The sequence below is a fragment of the Pseudomonas sp. GD03858 genome, from assembly GCF_029840925.1.
Lineage (GTDB): Bacteria > Pseudomonadota > Gammaproteobacteria > Pseudomonadales > Pseudomonadaceae > Aquipseudomonas.
Window position 1 is genome coordinate 1 of sequence record NZ_JAOCDM010000044.1, and the last position, 16952, is coordinate 16952.

Here is a 16952-nt window from a genome sequence, read left to right on the forward strand (position 1 = left end):
GCGCCCCTTTCGCGACACAAGGCCGCTCCTACAGGGACCGCATTACCAGCAAAAACCAGGATCAGGTCTAAGCTTGTGGCTACCCCATAGCAAGGACTGCCCATGCCCCGCCCTGGCCACCTGCTCATCGTCGCCGTCGCAGCCGCCGCCTTCTATCTATATGCGCTGGCCAGCGACAACGCCCTGCTTGGCCTACTGGTCAAACCCATTCCGGTGCTCGCCCTGATTGCCTGGCTGAGCACCACTCCCGCCACACCCTATCGCCGCTGGATCATCCTCGGCCTGGCCTTCTCGGTACTCGGCGACATTCTCCTGGCGATCCCCCGCGACCTGTTCGTGTTCGGCCTTGGGGCGTTTCTCTGCGCGCACCTGGCCTACCTGCGCGGCTATTGCGGCCTCACGCGGCGCCCGGCCTACCCGGCGCTGGCCTGGGCCGTGCTGATTGGCGGCTCACTGTTCGGCGTGCTCGCCAGTCATGGCCTGGGCCCACTGCTGATTCCGGTAGCTCTGTACGCCCTGACCATCGGCGCCATGCTCTGGCGCGCCCTGGCCTGCGGTGGCCTGGCCGCGCTGGGCGCCTGCGCCTTCGTGTTCTCCGACAGCCTGATCGGTATCGACCGCTTCGTCAGCCCATTCGCCGCCGCCGAGTACCTGATCATCCTCTTCTACTGGCTCGGCCAGTGGCTGATCGCCGCGTCGGTCAGCCGCGGCGCAAACGACAAAGTATTGATCCAGAGCGGCACGCGCAGCGCTGAAAGCTGCTAGAACGAGAGTTTTTCGCATTTGCAAGAGGGGCCGCTTGGCAGATGAACTTTGCAAGGCCCAGAACAGCTAAAACAATGCAGCCCAGGTTAAATGATATTAATTATCATTACGCAACTAGCCAGCCGTTACGCGGGGTAAGAAACATAATTAACAAATCCGCACGCAATGCCCGAAACTCAAGGCTTTCAGCCAGTTACGAAAGATCTTTGTACTTAATCCTACGAATAAATTTGCAACGGAAATTTTACTTGCACTGGGTTTACCCATAAAATCAGCGCGATTGATTCAGCTGCGACATTTGGTCACTGCGTCTGCGACACCACGTCGCCGCTCTACTTATTTCAGACTGCAGAGCTGGGTCTCTGTATAAGGATTTCAAGCATGTCCGATTCGGCAGGACTCATCGCCCACAACTGGGGCTTTGCCATCTTCCTCCTGGGTGTCGTCGGCCTGTGTGCCTTCATGCTCGGCCTGTCCAGCCTGCTCGGTAGCAAGGCCTGGGGTCGCGCCAAGAACGAACCCTTCGAATCCGGCATGCTGCCCGTCGGCAGCGCCCGCCTGCGCCTGTCCGCCAAATTCTATCTGGTCGCGATGCTGTTCGTGATCTTCGATATCGAAGCCCTCTTCCTGTTTGCATGGTCTGTGTCCGTCCGCGAAAGCGGCTGGACCGGATTCGTCGAAGCTCTCATTTTCATAGCAATTCTGTTGGCAGGTCTTGTCTACCTATGGCGTGTCGGGGCGCTCGATTGGGCTCCCGAAGGTCGCCGCAAGCGGCAAGCGAAGCTGAAACAATGAGGCTTTGGCATGCAATACAATCTCACCAGAATCGATCCGGACGCACCCAACGAGCAGTATCCGGTCGGTGAGCGGGAAACCGTCACCGATCAACTGCTGGAGGACCAGGTCCACAAGAACATCTACATGGGGAAACTCGAAGATGTGCTGCGTGGCGCGGTCAACTGGGGTCGCAAGAACTCCCTCTGGCCGTACAACTTCGGCCTGTCCTGCTGCTACGTGGAAATGACCACGGCCTTCACGGCACCCCACGACATCGCCCGCTTCGGCGCCGAAGTCATCCGGGCCTCGCCGCGCCAGGCCGACTTCATGGTCATCGCCGGTACCTGCTTCGTCAAAATGGCGCCGATCATCCAGCGCCTGTACGAGCAGATGCTCGAGCCCAAGTGGGTCATCTCCATGGGTTCGTGCGCCAACTCCGGCGGCATGTACGACATCTACTCGGTCGTTCAGGGGGTCGACAAGTTCCTCCCCGTGGACGTCTATGTGCCTGGCTGCCCGCCGCGCCCCGAGGCATTCCTGCAAGGCTTGATGCTGCTGCAGGAGTCGATCGGCCAAGAACGACGCCCGCTTTCCTGGGTGGTTGGTGATCAAGGCATCTACCGTGCCGAGATGCCCGCCCAGAAGGACCTGCGTCGTGAACAGCGCATTGCGGTAACCAACCTGCGCAGCCCCGACGAAGTCTGATCCAGCGACCTGCCGCCCGCTCCCGAAGGAGCCGGCGGCCTGGCTTCATTCTTAACGCTGACCCAAAGCGACCGAGACCATGACAGCGGACAACGCTATTTATATTCCGCCCTACAAGGCTGACGACCAGGATGTGGTCGTCGAACTGCACAACCGTTTTGGCGCCGACGCATTCGTCGCCCAGGAAACCCGCACCGGCATGCCGGTACTGTGGGTAAAACGCGCCCAGCTCAAGGAAGTGCTCAGCTTCCTGCGCGGCGTCGCCAAACCGTACAGCATGCTGTACGACCTGCACGGCGTCGACGAGCGCCTGCGCACCCAGCGCCGTGGCCTGCCGGCCGCCGATTTCAGCGTGTTCTACCACCTGCTGTCGGTCGAGCGTAACAGTGACGTGATGATCAAGGTGTCGCTCAGCGAAGGCGACCTGAACCTGCCGACCGTGACCGGTATCTGGCCGAACGCCAACTGGTACGAGCGTGAAGTCTGGGACATGTTCGGCATCGACTTTGCCGGCCACCCGCACCTGAGCCGCATCATGATGCCGCCCACTTGGGAAGGTCACCCGCTGCGCAAGGACTACCCGGCCCGCGCCACCGAGTTCGACCCCTACAGCCTGACCCTGGCCAAGCAGCAGCTTGAGGAGGAGTCGGCGCGCTTCAACCCGGAAGCCTGGGGCATGAAGCGTCAGGGCGCCAACGAGGACTACATGTTCCTCAACCTCGGCCCCAACCACCCTTCGGCCCACGGTGCGTTCCGTATCGTGCTGCAGCTGGACGGTGAAGAGATCGTCGACTGCGTCCCGGACATCGGCTACCACCACCGTGGCGCCGAGAAGATGGCCGAGCGCCAGTCCTGGCACAGCTTCATCCCCTACACCGACCGCATCGACTACCTCGGCGGGGTGATGAACAACCTGCCGTACGTGCTCGCCGTCGAGAAGCTGGCCGGCATCCAGGTGCCGCAGAAGGTCGACGTGATTCGCATCATGCTCGCCGAGTTCTTCCGCATCACCAGCCACCTGCTGTTCCTGGGTACCTACATCCAGGACGTCGGCGCCATGACCCCGGTGTTCTTCACCTTCACCGACCGCCAGCGCGCCTACACCGTGATCGAGGCGATCACCGGTTTCCGCCTGCACCCGGCCTGGTACCGCATCGGTGGCGTCGCCCACGACCTGCCGCGCGGCTGGGACAAGCTGGTCAAGGACTTCGTCGAATGGCTGCCCAAGCGCCTCGACGAGTACACCAAGGCCGCCCTGCAGAACAGCATCCTCAAGGGCCGTACCATCGGCGTCGCCGCCTACAACACCAAGGAAGCCCTGGAGTGGGGCACCACCGGTGCCGGCCTGCGCTCCACCGGTTGCGACTTCGACCTGCGTAAAGCGCGCCCCTACTCCGGCTACGAGAACTTCGAATTCGAAGTACCGCTGGCCCACAACGGCGATGCCTACGATCGCTGCATGGTCCGCGTCGAGGAGATGCGCCAGAGTATCCGCATCATCGACCAGTGCCTGCGCAACATGCCGGAAGGCCCGTACAAGGCGGATCACCCGCTGACCACGCCGCCGCCGAAAGAGCGCACCCTGCAGCACATCGAGACCCTGATCACCCACTTCCTGCAAGTCTCGTGGGGCCCGGTCATGCCGGCCAACGAGTCGTTCCAGATGATCGAGGCGACCAAGGGCATCAACAGTTACTACCTGACGAGCGATGGCGGCACCATGAGCTACCGCACCCGGATCCGTACCCCGAGCTACCCGCACCTGCAGCAGATCCCTTCGGTGATCAAAGGCAGCATGGTCGCGGACCTCATCGCGTACCTGGGCAGTATCGACTTCGTTATGGCTGACGTGGACCGCTAAGCATGAACAGCACGCTTATCCAAACCGACCGTTTCGCCCTGAGCGAAACCGAGCGCTCGGCCATCGAGCACGAGATGCACCACTACGAGGACCCGCGCGCGGCGTCCATCGAAGCCCTGAAGATCGTCCAGAAGGAACGCGGCTGGGTGCCGGACGGCGCCATCTACGCCATCGGCGAAGTACTGGGCATCCCCGCCAGCGACGTCGAGGGCGTGGCCACCTTCTACAGCCAGATCTTCCGCCAGCCGGTCGGCCGCCACATCATCCGCGTGTGCGACAGCATGGTCTGCTACATCGGCGGTCATGAGTCGGTGGTCAGCCAGATCCAGAGCGAGCTGGGCATCGGCCTCGGCCAGACCACCGCCGACGGGCGTTTCACCCTGCTGCCGGTGTGCTGCCTGGGCAACTGCGACAAGGCCCCGGCGCTGATGATCGACGACGACACCTTTGGCGACGTGCAGCCTGCCGGCGTCTCCAAGCTGCTGGAGGGTTACGTATGACCATCACTTCCTTCGGCCCGGCCAACCGCATTGCGCGTTCGGCCGAAACCCACCCGCTGACCTGGCGCCTGCGTGACGACGGCGAGCCGGTCTGGCTGGCCGAGTACGAGTCCAAGAACGGCTACGCCGCTGCCCGCAAGGCACTGGCCGAGATGTCCGCCGACGACATCGTGCAGAGCGTCAAGGACTCCGGCCTCAAGGGCCGTGGCGGCGCGGGTTTCCCCACTGGCGTGAAGTGGGGCCTGATGCCCAAAGACGAATCCATGAACATCCGCTACCTGCTGTGCAACGCGGATGAAATGGAGCCCAACACCTGGAAAGACCGCATGCTGATGGAGCAACAGCCCCATCTGCTGGTCGAAGGCATGCTGATCAGCGCCCGCGCGCTGAAGGCCTACCGCGGCTACATCTTCCTGCGTGGCGAGTACACCACCGCAGCGAAAAACCTCAACCGCGCCATCGACGAAGCCAAGGCCGCAGGCCTTTTGGGCAAGAACATCCTCGGTTCGGGCTTCGACTTCGAGCTGTTCGTGCACACCGGTGCCGGGCGCTACATCTGCGGTGAAGAAACCGCACTGATCAACTCGCTCGAAGGCCGCCGCGCCAACCCGCGCTCCAAGCCGCCCTTCCCTGCCGCCGTCGGCGTGTGGGGCAAGCCGACTTGCGTGAACAACGTCGAGACCCTGTGCAACGTGCCGGCCATCGTCGCCAACGGCAACGACTGGTACAAGTCGCTGGCCCGTGAAGGCAGCGAAGACCACGGCACCAAGCTGATGGGCTTCTCCGGCAAGGTGAAGAACCCTGGCCTGTGGGAGCTGCCGTTCGGCGTCACCGCCCGCGAGCTGTTCGAAGACTACGCCGGTGGCATGCGCGACGGCTTCAAGCTCAAGTGCTGGCAGCCAGGCGGCGCCGGTACCGGCTTCCTGCTGCCCGAGCACCTCGATGCGCAGATGTACGCCGGTGGCATCGCCAAGGTCGGCACCCGTATGGGTACAGGCCTGGCCATGGCGGTGGACGACAGCATCAACATGGTGTCGCTGCTGCGCAACATGGAAGAGTTCTTCGCCCGCGAATCGTGCGGCTGGTGCACCCCATGCCGTGACGGCCTGCCGTGGAGCGTGAAGATGCTGCGCGCCCTGGAGAAAGGCCAGGGCCGCGCCGAAGACATCGAGACCCTGCTGGGTCTGGTCAACTTCCTCGGCCCAGGCCGCACCTTCTGTGCTCACGCACCAGGTGCCGTCGAGCCATTGGGCAGTGCCATCAAATACTTCCGCTCGGAGTTCGAGGCCGGTGTGGCGCCAGAAAGCGCTGGCACCCTGCGCCCGAATCTGGCGAAGCCGATCGTGGTCGGCGCATAACAAGATGAAACAGCGGATGGTCCGTGCCATCCGCCAGCCCGCTGGCCGGCCCGAACGACTCGTGGCTGGCCGCAGGCTCACCGATTTCCATTAGCCACGCCCGCTCACGCGGGCCAACGAAGAACTTTGAACAATGGCCACTATCCACGTAGACGGCAAAGCGCTCGAAGTCAACGGTGCGGACAACCTGTTACAGGCGTGTCTGTCACTCGGCCTCGACATCCCCTATTTCTGCTGGCACCCGGCGCTCGGTAGCGTCGGCGCCTGCCGGCAGTGCGCGGTCAAGCAGTACACCGACGAGAACGACACCCGTGGTCGTATCGTCATGTCCTGCATGACCCCTGCCTCCGACGGCACCTGGATTTCCATCGACGATGACGAATCCAAGGCGTTCCGCGCCAGCGTCGTCGAATGGCTGATGACCAACCACCCGCACGACTGCCCGGTGTGCGAGGAAGGCGGTCACTGCCACCTGCAGGACATGACGGTAATGACCGGCCACAACGAGCGCCGCTACCGTTTCACCAAGCGTACCCACCAGAACCAGGACCTCGGCCCGTTCATCGCCCACGAGATGAACCGCTGCATCGCCTGCTACCGCTGCGTGCGCTACTACAAGGACTACGCTGGCGGCACCGACCTGGGCGTGTATGGCGCCCACGACAACGTGTACTTCGGTCGCGTCGAAGACGGCGTGCTGGAAAGCGAGTTCTCCGGCAACCTCACCGAGGTCTGCCCGACCGGCGTGTTCACCGACAAGACCCACTCCGAGCGCTACAACCGCAAGTGGGACATGCAGTTCGCCCCGAGCATCTGCCATGGCTGCTCCAGCGGCTGCAACATCAGCCCCGGCGAGCGCTACGGCGAACTGCGCCGCATCGAGAACCGCTTCAACGGCTCGGTGAACCAGTACTTCCTGTGCGACCGTGGCCGCTTCGGCTATGGCTACGTCAACCGCAAGGACCGTCCACGCCAGCCGTTCCTCGCCGATGGCAGCAAGCTGAGCCTGGACGCCGCCCTGGACAAGGCCGCCGACCTGCTGCGCGGCCGCACCATCGTCGGCATCGGCTCGCCACGCGCCAGCCTCGAGAGCAACTACGGCCTGCGTGAGCTGGTCGGCGCCGAGTACTTCTACTCGGGTATGGAAGCCGGTGAACTGGCCCGTGTGCGCCTGGCGCTGAACGTGCTGAACGACAGCCCGCTGCCGGTGCCGACCCTGCGCGACATCGAAGACCACGACGCCGTGTTCGTGCTCGGCGAAGACCTGACCCAGACCGCCGCCCGCGTCGCCCTGGCCGTGCGCCAGGCCACCAAAGGCAAGGCCGAGGCCATGGCCGACGCCATGCGTGTGCAGCCCTGGCTGGACGCCGCGGTGAAGAACATCGGCCAGCACGCGCTGTACCCGCTGTTCATCGCATCCTTGGCTGAAACCAAGCTGGACGACGTCGCCGAAGAGTGTGTACACGCCGCTCCCGCTGACCTCGCCCGCATCGGTTTTGCCGTGGCCCACGCCATCGACCCGAGCGCGCCTGCCGTCGCCGGCCTGGACGACGAAGCCAAGGCTTTGGCCCAGCGCATCGCCGATGCCCTGGTCGCCGCCAACCGCCCACTGGTGGTCGCCGGCACTTCCCTGGCGGACCCTGCGCTGATCGAAGCCGCCGCCAACATCGCCAAGGCCCTCAAGCTGCGCGAGAAGAACGGCTCGCTGAGCCTGGTCGTGCCTGAGGCCAACAGCCTCGGCATGGCGATGATGGGTGGCGAGTCCGTCGACGCGGCCCTGGACGCGGTCATCAGCGGCAAGGCCGACGCCATCGTTGTGCTGGAAAACGACCTGTACGCCCGCGTGCCGGCCGCCAAGGTCGACGCCGCCCTGGCCGCCGCCAAGGTGGTGATCGTCGCCGACCACTCGAAGACCCCGACCCTCGAACGCGCCCACCTGGTGCTGCCGGCTGCCTCCTTCGCCGAAGGCGACGGCACCCTGGTCAGCCAGGAAGGCCGTGCCCAGCGCTTCTTCCAGGTGTTCGACCCGCAGTACCTGGACAGCAGCATCCAGATCCACGAAGGCTGGCGCTGGATGCACGCCCTGCGTGCCACCCTGCTCAACAAGCCGGTGGACTGGACCCAGCTGGACCACGTCACCAGCGCCTGCGCCGAAGCCGCCCCGCAACTGGCCGGCATCGTCAATGCCGCGCCAAGCGCCGCCTTCCGCATCAAGGGCATGAAGCTGGCCCGCGAACCGCTGCGCTACTCCGGCCGTACCGCCATGCGCGCCAACATCAGCGTGCACGAGCCGCGTACCCCCCAGGACAAGGACACCGCGTTCGCCTTCTCCATGGAAGGCTACTCGGGCTCGGCCGAACCGCGCCAGCAGGTGCCGTTCGCCTGGTCGCCGGGCTGGAACTCGCCGCAGGCCTGGAACAAGTTCCAAGACGAAGTGGGCGGCCACCTGCGTGCCGGTGACCCGGGCGTGCGCCTGATCGAGTCGCAAGGCGACAAGCTCAACTGGTTCACCGCCATTCCGGGCGCGTTCAACCCGGCCCGCGGCACCTGGACCGCCGTACCGTTCTTCCACCTGTTCGGCAGCGAAGAGAACTCCTCGCGCGCCGCCCCGGTGCAGGAGCGCATCCCGGCCGCCTACGTCGGCCTGGCCAAGTCCGAGGCCGACCGCCTGGGCGTCAACGACGGCGCGCTGCTGAGCCTGAACGTGGCCGGCGTGTCGCTGCGCCTGCCGCTGCGTATCAATGAAGAACTGGGCGCTGGCCTGGTTGCGTTGCCCAAAGGCCTGGCCGGCATTCCGCCCGCCATCTTCGGTGCAGCCGTCGAAGGCCTGCAGGAGGCAGCACAATGAGCTGGTTCACCCCCGAAGTGATCGATGTGATCATTCAGGTCGTCAAGGCCATCGTGGTGCTGCTGGCCGTGGTGGTCTGCGGCGCCCTGCTCAGCTTCGTCGAACGTCGCCTGCTGGGCTGGTGGCAGGACCGCTACGGTCCGAACCGTGTCGGCCCGTTCGGCATGTTCCAGATCGCCGCCGACATGCTGAAGATGTTCTTCAAGGAAGACTGGAACCCGCCCTTCGTCGACAAGATGATCTTCACCCTGGCGCCGGTCGTGGCCATGAGCGCCCTGCTGATCGGCTTCTCGATCATCCCGATCACCCCGAGCTGGGGCGTGGCCGACCTGAACATCGGCCTGCTGTTCTTCTTCGCCATGGCCGGTCTGTCGGTCTACGCCGTGCTGTTCGCCGGCTGGTCGTCGAACAACAAGTACGCCCTGCTCGGCAGCCTGCGGGCCTCGGCCCAGACCGTGTCGTACGAAGTGTTCCTGGGCTTGGCGCTGATGGGCGTGGTGGTGCAGGTGGGCTCGTTCAACATGCGCGACATCGTTGAATACCAGGCCAACAACCTGTGGTTCATCATTCCGCAGTTCTTCGGCTTCTGCACCTTTTTCATCGCTGGCGTCGCCGTGACCCACCGTCACCCGTTCGACCAGCCGGAAGCGGAACAGGAACTGGCCGACGGCTACCACATCGAATATGCCGGCATGAAATGGGGCATGTTCTTCGTCGGTGAGTACATCGGCATCATCCTGATCTCGGCGCTGCTGGTAACCCTGTTCTTCGGTGGCTGGCACGGTCCGTTCGGCATCCTGCCGCAAGTACCGTTCCTGTGGTTCGCCCTGAAGACCGCGTTCTTCATCATGCTGTTCATCCTGCTGCGCGCCTCGATCCCGCGCCCACGCTATGACCAGGTGATGGACTTCAGCTGGAAGTTCTGCCTGCCGCTGACCCTGATCAATTTGCTGGTGACCGCTGCGATCGTGCTCTACAACACGCCAGCCGTCGCGGCCCAGTGAGGATTTGACCCATGTTCAAGTATATCGGCGACATCGTTAAGGGCACCGGCACACAGCTGCGCAGCCTGGCCATGGTGTTCTCCCACGGGTTCCGCAAGCGCGACACCCTGCAGTACCCCGAAGAACCCGTGTATCTGCCGCCGCGCTACCGCGGCCGCATCGTCCTCACCCGCGACCCCGACGGCGAGGAGCGCTGCGTGGCGTGCAACCTCTGCGCGGTGGCCTGCCCGGTCGGCTGCATCTCGCTGCAGAAGGCCGAGACCGAGGACGGCCGTTGGTACCCCGAGTTCTTCCGCATCAACTTCTCGCGCTGCATCTTCTGCGGCCTGTGCGAAGAGGCGTGCCCGACCACCGCGATCCAGCTCACTCCGGATTTCGAAATGGCCGAGTTCAAGCGTCAGGACCTGGTGTACGAGAAAGAAGATCTGCTGATCTCCGGCCCCGGCAAGAACCCTGACTACAACTTCTACCGTGTTGCGGGCATGGCGATCGCTGGCAAGCCGAAAGGCTCCGCGCAGAACGAAGCCGAGCCGATCAACGTGAAGAGCTTGCTCCCATAAGGACAGAAAGATGGAATTCGCTTTCTACTTCGCATCCGGTATCGCCGTTGTCTCCACGCTCCGCGTGGTGACCGGCACCAACCCGGTGCACGCCCTGCTCTACCTGATCATCTCGCTGATTTCCGTGGCGATGATCTTCTTCTCCCTCGGTGCGCCGTTCGCCGGCGCCCTGGAAGTGATCGCCTACGCCGGCGCCATCATGGTGCTGTTCGTCTTCGTGGTGATGATGCTCAACCTCGGGCCGGCCTCGGTCGCCCAGGAGCGTGGCTGGCTCAAGCCGGGCATCTGGGCCGGGCCGGTGATTCTCGCCGCCCTGCTGCTGCTCGAGCTGCTGTACGTGCTGTTCGTCACCCCGTCGGGCGCTGCCATCAGCGGTACCACCGTCAGCGCCAAGGAAGTCGGCATCAGCCTGTTCGGGCCGTACCTGCTGGTGGTCGAACTGGCCTCGATGCTGCTGCTCGCGGCAGCCGTCACCGCCTTCCACCTGGGCCGCAACGAGGCGAAGGAGTAAATCATGGGTGCTATCCCTCTCGAGCATGGTCTGGCGGTCGCCGGCATCCTGTTCTGCTTAGGTCTGGTTGGCCTGATGGTCCGCCGCAACATTCTCTTCGTGCTCATGAGCCTGGAAGTCATGATGAACGCCTCCGCCCTGGCGTTCATCGTCGCCGGTGCCCGCTGGGTCCAGCCCGACGGCCAGGTGATGTTCATTCTGGTGATCAGCCTGGCAGCCGCCGAGGCCAGCATTGGCCTGGCGATCCTGCTGCAGCTGTATCGCCGCTTCCACACTCTCGACATCGATGCTGCCAGTGAGATGCGCGGATGAACCTTATCTTCCTGACGTTCGTATTCCCCCTGATCGGCTTCCTGCTGCTGTCGTTCTCGCGCGGCCGCTGGTCCGAGAACCTGTCCGCGCTGATCGGCGTCGGTTCGGTGGGCCTCTCGGCCGCCGTGGCCGCCTACGTGATCTGGCAGTTCAACGTCGCCCCGCCTGAAGGCGGCGCGTACAGCCAGCTGCTGTGGCAGTGGATGTCGGTGGACGGCTTCGCGCCGAACTTCACCCTGTACGTGGATGGCCTGTCGGTCACCATGCTGGGCGTGGTCACCGGCGTCGGCTTTTTGATCCACCTGTTCGCTTCCTGGTACATGCGTGGCGAAGCCGGCTACTCGCGCTTCTTCTCGTACACCAACCTGTTCATCGTCAGCATGCTGTTCCTGGTGCTGGGCGACAACCTGCTGTTCATCTACTTCGGCTGGGAAGGCGTGGGCCTGTGCTCGTACCTGTTGATCGGTTTCTACTACAGCAACCGCAACAACGGTAACGCGGCACTCAAGGCGTTCATCGTCACCCGCATCGGCGACGTGTTCATGGCCATCGGCCTGTTCATCCTGTTCGTCCAGCTGGGTACCCTGAACGTGCAGGAACTGCTGGTGCTGGCACCGCAGAAGTTCCAGGCCGGCGACACCTGGATGGTCCTGGCGACCCTGATGCTGCTGGGTGGCGCGGTCGGTAAATCGGCCCAGCTGCCGCTGCAGACCTGGCTGGCCGACGCGATGGCCGGTCCGACCCCGGTTTCGGCGCTGATCCACGCGGCAACCATGGTGACCGCGGGCGTGTACCTGATCGCCCGTACCAACGGCCTGTTCCTGCTGGCGCCGGACGTCCTGCACCTGGTCGGCGTCGTGGGTGGCGTGACCCTGGTCCTGGCCGGCTTCGCCGCCCTGGTGCAGACCGACATCAAGCGTATCCTCGCCTACTCGACCATGAGCCAGATCGGCTACATGTTCCTGGCCCTGGGCGTCGGCGCCTGGGACGCGGCGATCTTCCACCTGATGACCCACGCCTTCTTCAAGGCCCTGCTGTTCCTTGCCTCCGGCGCGGTGATCGTCGCCTGCCACCACGAGCAGAACATCTTCAAGATGGGCGGCCTGTGGAAGAAACTGCCGCTGGCCTACGCCAGCTTCGTGGTCGGTGGCGCCGCCCTGGCCGCCCTGCCGATCCTGACCGTGGGCTTCTACTCCAAGGACGAGATCCTCTGGGAAGCCTTCGCCAGCGGCAACACCGGCCTGCTGTACGCAGGTCTGGTGGGCGCGTTCATGACCTCGCTGTACACCTTCCGCCTGATCTTCATCGCCTTCCACGGCGAAGCCAAGACCGAAGCCCACGCCGGCCACGGCATCAGCCACTGGCTGCCGCTGGGCGTGCTGATCGTGCTGTCGACCTTCATCGGCGCCTGGATCCATCCGCCGCTGGCAGGCGTGCTGCCTGAAAGCGCCGGCCACGCCGGTGGCGAAGCCAAGCACTCGCTGGAGATCGCCTCGGGCGCCATCGCCATCGCCGGTATCCTGCTCTCGGCCCTGCTGTTCCTGGGCAAACGCCGCTTCGTCACAGCAGTTGCCAACAGCGGTATCGGTCGCGTCCTGTCGGCCTGGTGGTTCGCCGCCTGGGGCTTCGACTGGATCTACGACAAGCTCTTCGTCAAACCTTACCTGCTGATCAGCCACATCCTGCGCAAGGACCCGGTTGACCGCAGCATCGGCCTCATCCCTCGGATGGCCCGTGGCGGCCACGTCGCCATGAGCAAGACCGAGACCGGCCAGCTGCGCTGGTACACCGCCTCGATCGCCGTGGGCGCCGTGCTGGTGCTCGGCGCCGTGGTAGTGGCCGCGGTATGACTATGAATCTTGCGACTTTGCCAAAGGAAACCAACCCGTCATGATTTTGCCTTGGCTGATCCTGATCCCCTTCATCGGCGGCTTCCTGTGCTGGCTGGGTGAGCGCTTTGGCGCCACCCTGCCGCGCTGGATCGCGCTGCTGACCATGTCCCTGCTGCTTGGCATCGGCCTGTGGCTGTGGGCGAACGGCAACTACACCCTGGCTCCCGCGCCGGGTGCCGAACCCGCCTGGGCCCTCGAATACAAGGTCGAGTGGATCAAGCGCTTCGGCATCAGCATCCACCTGGCCCTCGACGGCCTGTCGCTGCTGATGATCCTGCTCACCGGCCTGCTCGGCGTGCTGTCGGTGCTGTGCTCGTGGAAAGAGATCCAGCGCCATGTCGGCTTCTTCCACCTCAACCTGATGTGGATCCTCGGCGGCGTGGTCGGCGTGTTCCTGGCCCTGGACCTGTTCCTGTTCTTCTTCTTCTGGGAAATGATGCTGGTGCCGATGTACTTCCTCATCGCGCTCTGGGGTCACAGCTCCTCCGACGGCAAGAAGACTCGGATCTACGCGGCGACCAAGTTCTTCATCTTCACCCAGGCCAGCGGCCTGATCATGCTGGTGGCGATCCTCGGCCTGGTGCTGGTCAACTACAACAACACCGGGGTGATCACCTTCAACTACAGCGACCTGCTCAAGGCCGAGTTGCCGGCCGGCGTCGAGTACATCCTGATGCTGGGCTTCTTCATCGCCTTCGCGGTGAAGCTGCCGGTGGTGCCGTTCCACTCCTGGCTGCCTGACGCTCACGCCCAGGCGCCGACCGCAGGTTCCGTGGACCTGGCGGGCATCCTGCTGAAGACCGCGGCCTACGGCCTGCTGCGCTTCGCCCTGCCGCTGTTCCCGAACGCCTCGGCCGAGTTCGCGCCGATCGCCATGACCCTGGGCCTGATCGGCATCTTCTACGGTGCCTTCCTGGCCTTCGCCCAGACCGACATCAAGCGCCTGGTGGCGTTCTCCAGCGTCTCGCACATGGGCTTCGTGCTGATCGGCATCTACTCCGGCAGCCAGCAGGCCCTGCAGGGCGCGGTGATCCAGATGCTGGCCCACGGCCTGTCGGCCGCCGCGCTGTTCATCCTGGCCGGCCAGCTGTACGAGCGCCTGCACACCCGTGACATGCGCGAGATGGGTGGCCTGTGGCACCGCATCGCGTACCTGCCGGCCATCAGCCTGTTCTTCGCCGCCGCATCGCTGGGCCTGCCGGGCACCGGCAACTTCGTCGGCGAGTTCCTGATCCTGATCGGCAGCTTCGCCCATGTTCCGTGGATCACCGTGATCGCCACCACCGGCCTGGTCTTCGGTTCGGTGTACTCGCTGATCATGATCCACCGCGCCTACTTCGGTCCGGCCAAGTCCGACACCGTGCTGGCCGGCATGGACGGTCGCGAGCTGATCATGGTGCTGGGCCTGGCGGGCCTACTGATCCTGCTGGGCGTGTATCCGCAGCCGTTCCTCGACACCTCTGCCGCCACCATGAGCGGTGTGCAGCAGTGGCTCGGATCCGCTTTCACTCAACTCGCTTCGGCCCGGTAAGAGCGCTATGGAATTCACCACTCAACACTTCATCGCATTGGCGCCGATGCTGATCACCACCATCACCACGGTGGTGGTGATGCTGGCGATCGCCTGGAAGCGCAACCACTCGCAGACCTTCCTGCTGTCCACCGTGGGCCTGAACCTGGCTCTGCTGTCGATCCTGCCGGCGCTCAAGGTCGCGCCGCTGGCGGTCACCTCGCTGGTGACCATCGACAAGTTCGCCTGCCTGTACATGGCGATCATCCTGGTGGCGACGCTGGCCTGCGTCACCCTCGCCCACGCCTATCTGGGCGAAGGCTCCAAGGGCTTCCCGGGCAACCGTGAAGAGCTGTACCTGCTGCTGCTGATGTCGGCACTGGGTGGCCTGGTGCTGGTCAGCGCCAACCACCTGGCCGGCCTGTTCATCGGCCTGGAGCTGCTGTCGGTGCCGGTGTACGGCCTGGTGGCGTACGCCTTCTTCAACAAGCGCTCGCTGGAAGCCGGCATCAAGTACATGGTGCTGTCGGCCGCCGGTTCCGCCTTCCTGCTGTTCGGCATGGCGCTGCTGTACGCTGACGCAGGCAGCTTGACCTTCGACCAGCTGGGCAAGGCCCTGGCGGCCACCAGCATGCCGAGCCTGCTGGCGCAGCTGGGCCTGGGCATGATGCTGGTGGGCCTGGCCTTCAAGCTGTCGCTGGTGCCGTTCCACCTGTGGACCCCGGACGTCTACGAAGGCGCCCCGGCGCCGGTCGCCGCGTTCCTGGCCACCGCCAGCAAGGTCGCGGTGTTCGCCGTGGTCGTGCGCCTGTTCATGCTCTCCCCCGCCGCCAGCAGCGGCGTGCTGAGCACCGTGCTGGCGGTGATCGCGGTCGCCTCGATCCTCATCGGCAACCTGTTGGCGCTGACCCAGAGCAACCTCAAGCGTCTGCTGGGTTACTCGTCCATCGCCCACTTCGGCTACCTGGTCATCGCCCTGGTCGCCAGCAAGGGCCTGGCCCTGGAGGCCATGGGCGTGTACCTGGTCACCTACGTGATCACCAGCCTCGGCGCCTTCGGCGTGATCACCCTGATGTCCTCGCCGTATGCCGGCCGCGACGCCGACGCCCTGTACGAGTACCGCGGCCTGTTCTGGCGCCGCCCGTACCTGACCGCGGTACTGACCGTGATGATGCTGTCGCTGGCCGGTATCCCGCTGACCGCAGGCTTCATCGGCAAGTTCTACATCATCGCCACCGGCGTCGAGTCGCACCTGTGGTGGCTGGTCGGCGCCCTGGTGATCGGCAGCGCCATCGGCGTGTACTACTACCTGCGCGTCATGGTCACCCTGTACCTGGTCGAGCCGAACCTGCGTCGCCACGACGCCCCGCTGAAGTGGGAACAGCGCACCGGCGGCGTGATGCTGCTGGCCATCGCCATCCTCGCCTTCGTGCTCGGCGTGTACCCGCAGCCGCTGCTGGAGATGGTGCAACAGGCGGGCCTGCAACTGATCGGTTGATCGAACCGGTAAAACAAGACACCCCGCTTCGAGCGGGGTGTTTTTTTTCAGCTATCAATGCCCGAACATCGGCGTCCGTCATCGAGCGTAGCAGTCGCGGCATCTTCGCGCTGCAACGCACGCCTGCGCAGTTCGCTGCCGGCAGGCGGCAGATGGACATCAGGTCGAGGCATCCCGCTGGGTGAAAGCTCATGGGTCATTTCGAACTCGGCCCTGACCGACCAGCCACAGGCTTCGTTGGTACATTGCAGGTACGCCACCCTCAGGAAGATATGGCGACCTTCGCTGGTGCGGGTTCGCATGCGGCTGCTGCAATGCGGGCAAACCAGTTTGTAAGTACTCACGGCGACACCCTGCTGGTCAGGCAGCGCGGTAGTGACGCCAGGAAAGATCGCCTTCCAGGGGGCGCCTTGAACGTCGCACTCACCGATCTCGCCGAAAAGAGATTGTTCATGTCAGATTTCTCCCTTAATGCAGTAGCCGTATAGTTCGTATGGCTTAATTTAAGCCGAAGCGATCACCGTCAACCAATCCGGGAGATTTTTCCCTTGCCGACCAGGCGCTCGGCAAGCATGCCCTCAATCTGCCGCCAGCATGCCGTAGCGGATGGCCTTGCTGACGGCGGCCACGCGGGTGACGACATCGAACTTGCGTAGGATATTGCCCACGTGAAAGTTCACCGTGGACTCCTTGCATTGCAGAATCCTGCCGATTTCCCAGGAGCTCTTGCCATATGCGCACCACAGCAACACCTGCTGCTCACGGGGGGTCAGGTATACCGCTGAAGTATTGCTTGTCGGTCGCTCAATCTCGCAGATCATCAGGCGTCTTCCTTCGTGGTCGGTAGTAGC

16 protein-coding genes are annotated in these 16952 nt (G+C 64.1%); 14 read left to right on the forward strand and 2 right to left on the reverse strand.

Features of this window, described 5'->3' with window-relative positions:
• Positions 1-102: 102 nt before the first annotated feature.
• The 14 genes from N5D48_RS13515 (at position 103) to nuoN (ending at position 16101) form a co-directional block, all read left to right on the forward strand.
• Entirely contained in the window at positions 103-765 is a 663-nt protein-coding gene (locus tag N5D48_RS13515) for a lysoplasmalogenase (protein ID WP_279884939.1), read from the forward strand.
• 381 nt (positions 766-1146) lie between these two features.
• Positions 1147-1560, forward strand: a complete 414-nt coding sequence (locus N5D48_RS13520) for an NADH-quinone oxidoreductase subunit A (protein ID WP_279808381.1) — start codon at positions 1147-1149, stop codon at positions 1558-1560.
• A gap of 9 nt (positions 1561-1569) precedes the next feature.
• Entirely contained in the window at positions 1570-2247 is a 678-nt protein-coding gene (locus N5D48_RS13525; RefSeq protein WP_008096180.1) for an NADH-quinone oxidoreductase subunit B, read from the forward strand.
• Positions 2248-2326: 79 nt separating this feature from the next.
• Complete coding sequence (gene nuoC / locus N5D48_RS13530) at positions 2327-4108, forward strand: NADH-quinone oxidoreductase subunit C/D (RefSeq protein ID WP_110733467.1); 1782 nt, start codon at positions 2327-2329, stop codon at positions 4106-4108.
• A gap of 2 nt (positions 4109-4110) precedes the next feature.
• Positions 4111-4608, forward strand: a complete 498-nt coding sequence (gene nuoE, locus N5D48_RS13535) for an NADH-quinone oxidoreductase subunit NuoE (protein WP_012313767.1) — start codon at positions 4111-4113, stop codon at positions 4606-4608.
• On the forward strand, positions 4605-5966 hold the full coding sequence (nuoF, locus tag N5D48_RS13540; RefSeq protein WP_279884943.1) for an NADH-quinone oxidoreductase subunit NuoF: 1362 nt from the start codon (positions 4605-4607) through the stop codon (positions 5964-5966). The genes nuoE and nuoF overlap by 4 nt, the downstream gene beginning before the upstream one ends.
• Before the next feature lie 133 nt (positions 5967-6099).
• Positions 6100-8814, forward strand: coding sequence for an NADH-quinone oxidoreductase subunit NuoG (gene nuoG / locus N5D48_RS13545; RefSeq protein ID WP_279884946.1), 2715 nt, complete (start codon positions 6100-6102; stop codon positions 8812-8814).
• The gene (gene nuoH, locus N5D48_RS13550; protein WP_279884949.1) at positions 8811-9818 is read left to right on the forward strand and encodes an NADH-quinone oxidoreductase subunit NuoH; all 1008 of its coding nucleotides are present in this window, start codon (positions 8811-8813) and stop codon (positions 9816-9818) included. The genes nuoG and nuoH overlap by 4 nt, the downstream gene beginning before the upstream one ends.
• Positions 9819-9829: 11 nt before the next feature.
• Positions 9830-10378 (forward strand): NADH-quinone oxidoreductase subunit NuoI, encoded by a 549-nt coding sequence (nuoI, locus tag N5D48_RS13555; protein ID WP_003251442.1) that lies wholly within the window; start codon positions 9830-9832, stop codon positions 10376-10378.
• A 10-nt stretch (positions 10379-10388) separates the two neighbouring features.
• On the forward strand, positions 10389-10889 hold the full coding sequence (nuoJ, locus tag N5D48_RS13560; protein ID WP_279884951.1) for an NADH-quinone oxidoreductase subunit J: 501 nt from the start codon (positions 10389-10391) through the stop codon (positions 10887-10889).
• Between the two features lie 3 nt (positions 10890-10892).
• Positions 10893-11201 carry an NADH-quinone oxidoreductase subunit NuoK gene (gene nuoK / locus N5D48_RS13565; RefSeq protein WP_008096201.1) on the forward strand — a complete coding sequence of 103 codons (309 nt, stop codon included), beginning with the start codon at positions 10893-10895 and terminating at the stop codon, positions 11199-11201.
• Positions 11198-13051, forward strand: a complete 1854-nt coding sequence (nuoL, locus tag N5D48_RS13570) for an NADH-quinone oxidoreductase subunit L (RefSeq protein ID WP_279884953.1) — start codon at positions 11198-11200, stop codon at positions 13049-13051. The genes nuoK and nuoL overlap by 4 nt, the downstream gene beginning before the upstream one ends.
• Before the next feature lie 40 nt (positions 13052-13091).
• Positions 13092-14624: an NADH-quinone oxidoreductase subunit M gene (gene nuoM, locus N5D48_RS13575; protein ID WP_279884956.1), complete on the forward strand. Its 1533-nt coding sequence runs from the start codon at positions 13092-13094 to the stop codon at positions 14622-14624.
• A gap of 7 nt (positions 14625-14631) precedes the next feature.
• Entirely contained in the window at positions 14632-16101 is a 1470-nt protein-coding gene (gene nuoN / locus N5D48_RS13580) for an NADH-quinone oxidoreductase subunit NuoN (protein WP_279884958.1), read from the forward strand.
• Between the two features lie 47 nt (positions 16102-16148).
• Here the strand turns inward: nuoN and N5D48_RS13585 are convergent, their stop codons facing one another.
• Both N5D48_RS13585 and N5D48_RS13590 read right to left on the reverse strand, forming a co-directional pair.
• Entirely contained in the window at positions 16149-16445 is a 297-nt protein-coding gene (locus N5D48_RS13585) for an ogr/Delta-like zinc finger family protein (RefSeq protein WP_279884961.1), read from the reverse strand.
• A 234-nt stretch (positions 16446-16679) separates the two neighbouring features.
• Positions 16680-16922 (reverse strand): helix-turn-helix domain-containing protein, encoded by a 243-nt coding sequence (locus tag N5D48_RS13590; RefSeq protein ID WP_279884962.1) that lies wholly within the window; start codon positions 16920-16922, stop codon positions 16680-16682.
• Positions 16923-16952 lie beyond the last annotated feature (30 nt).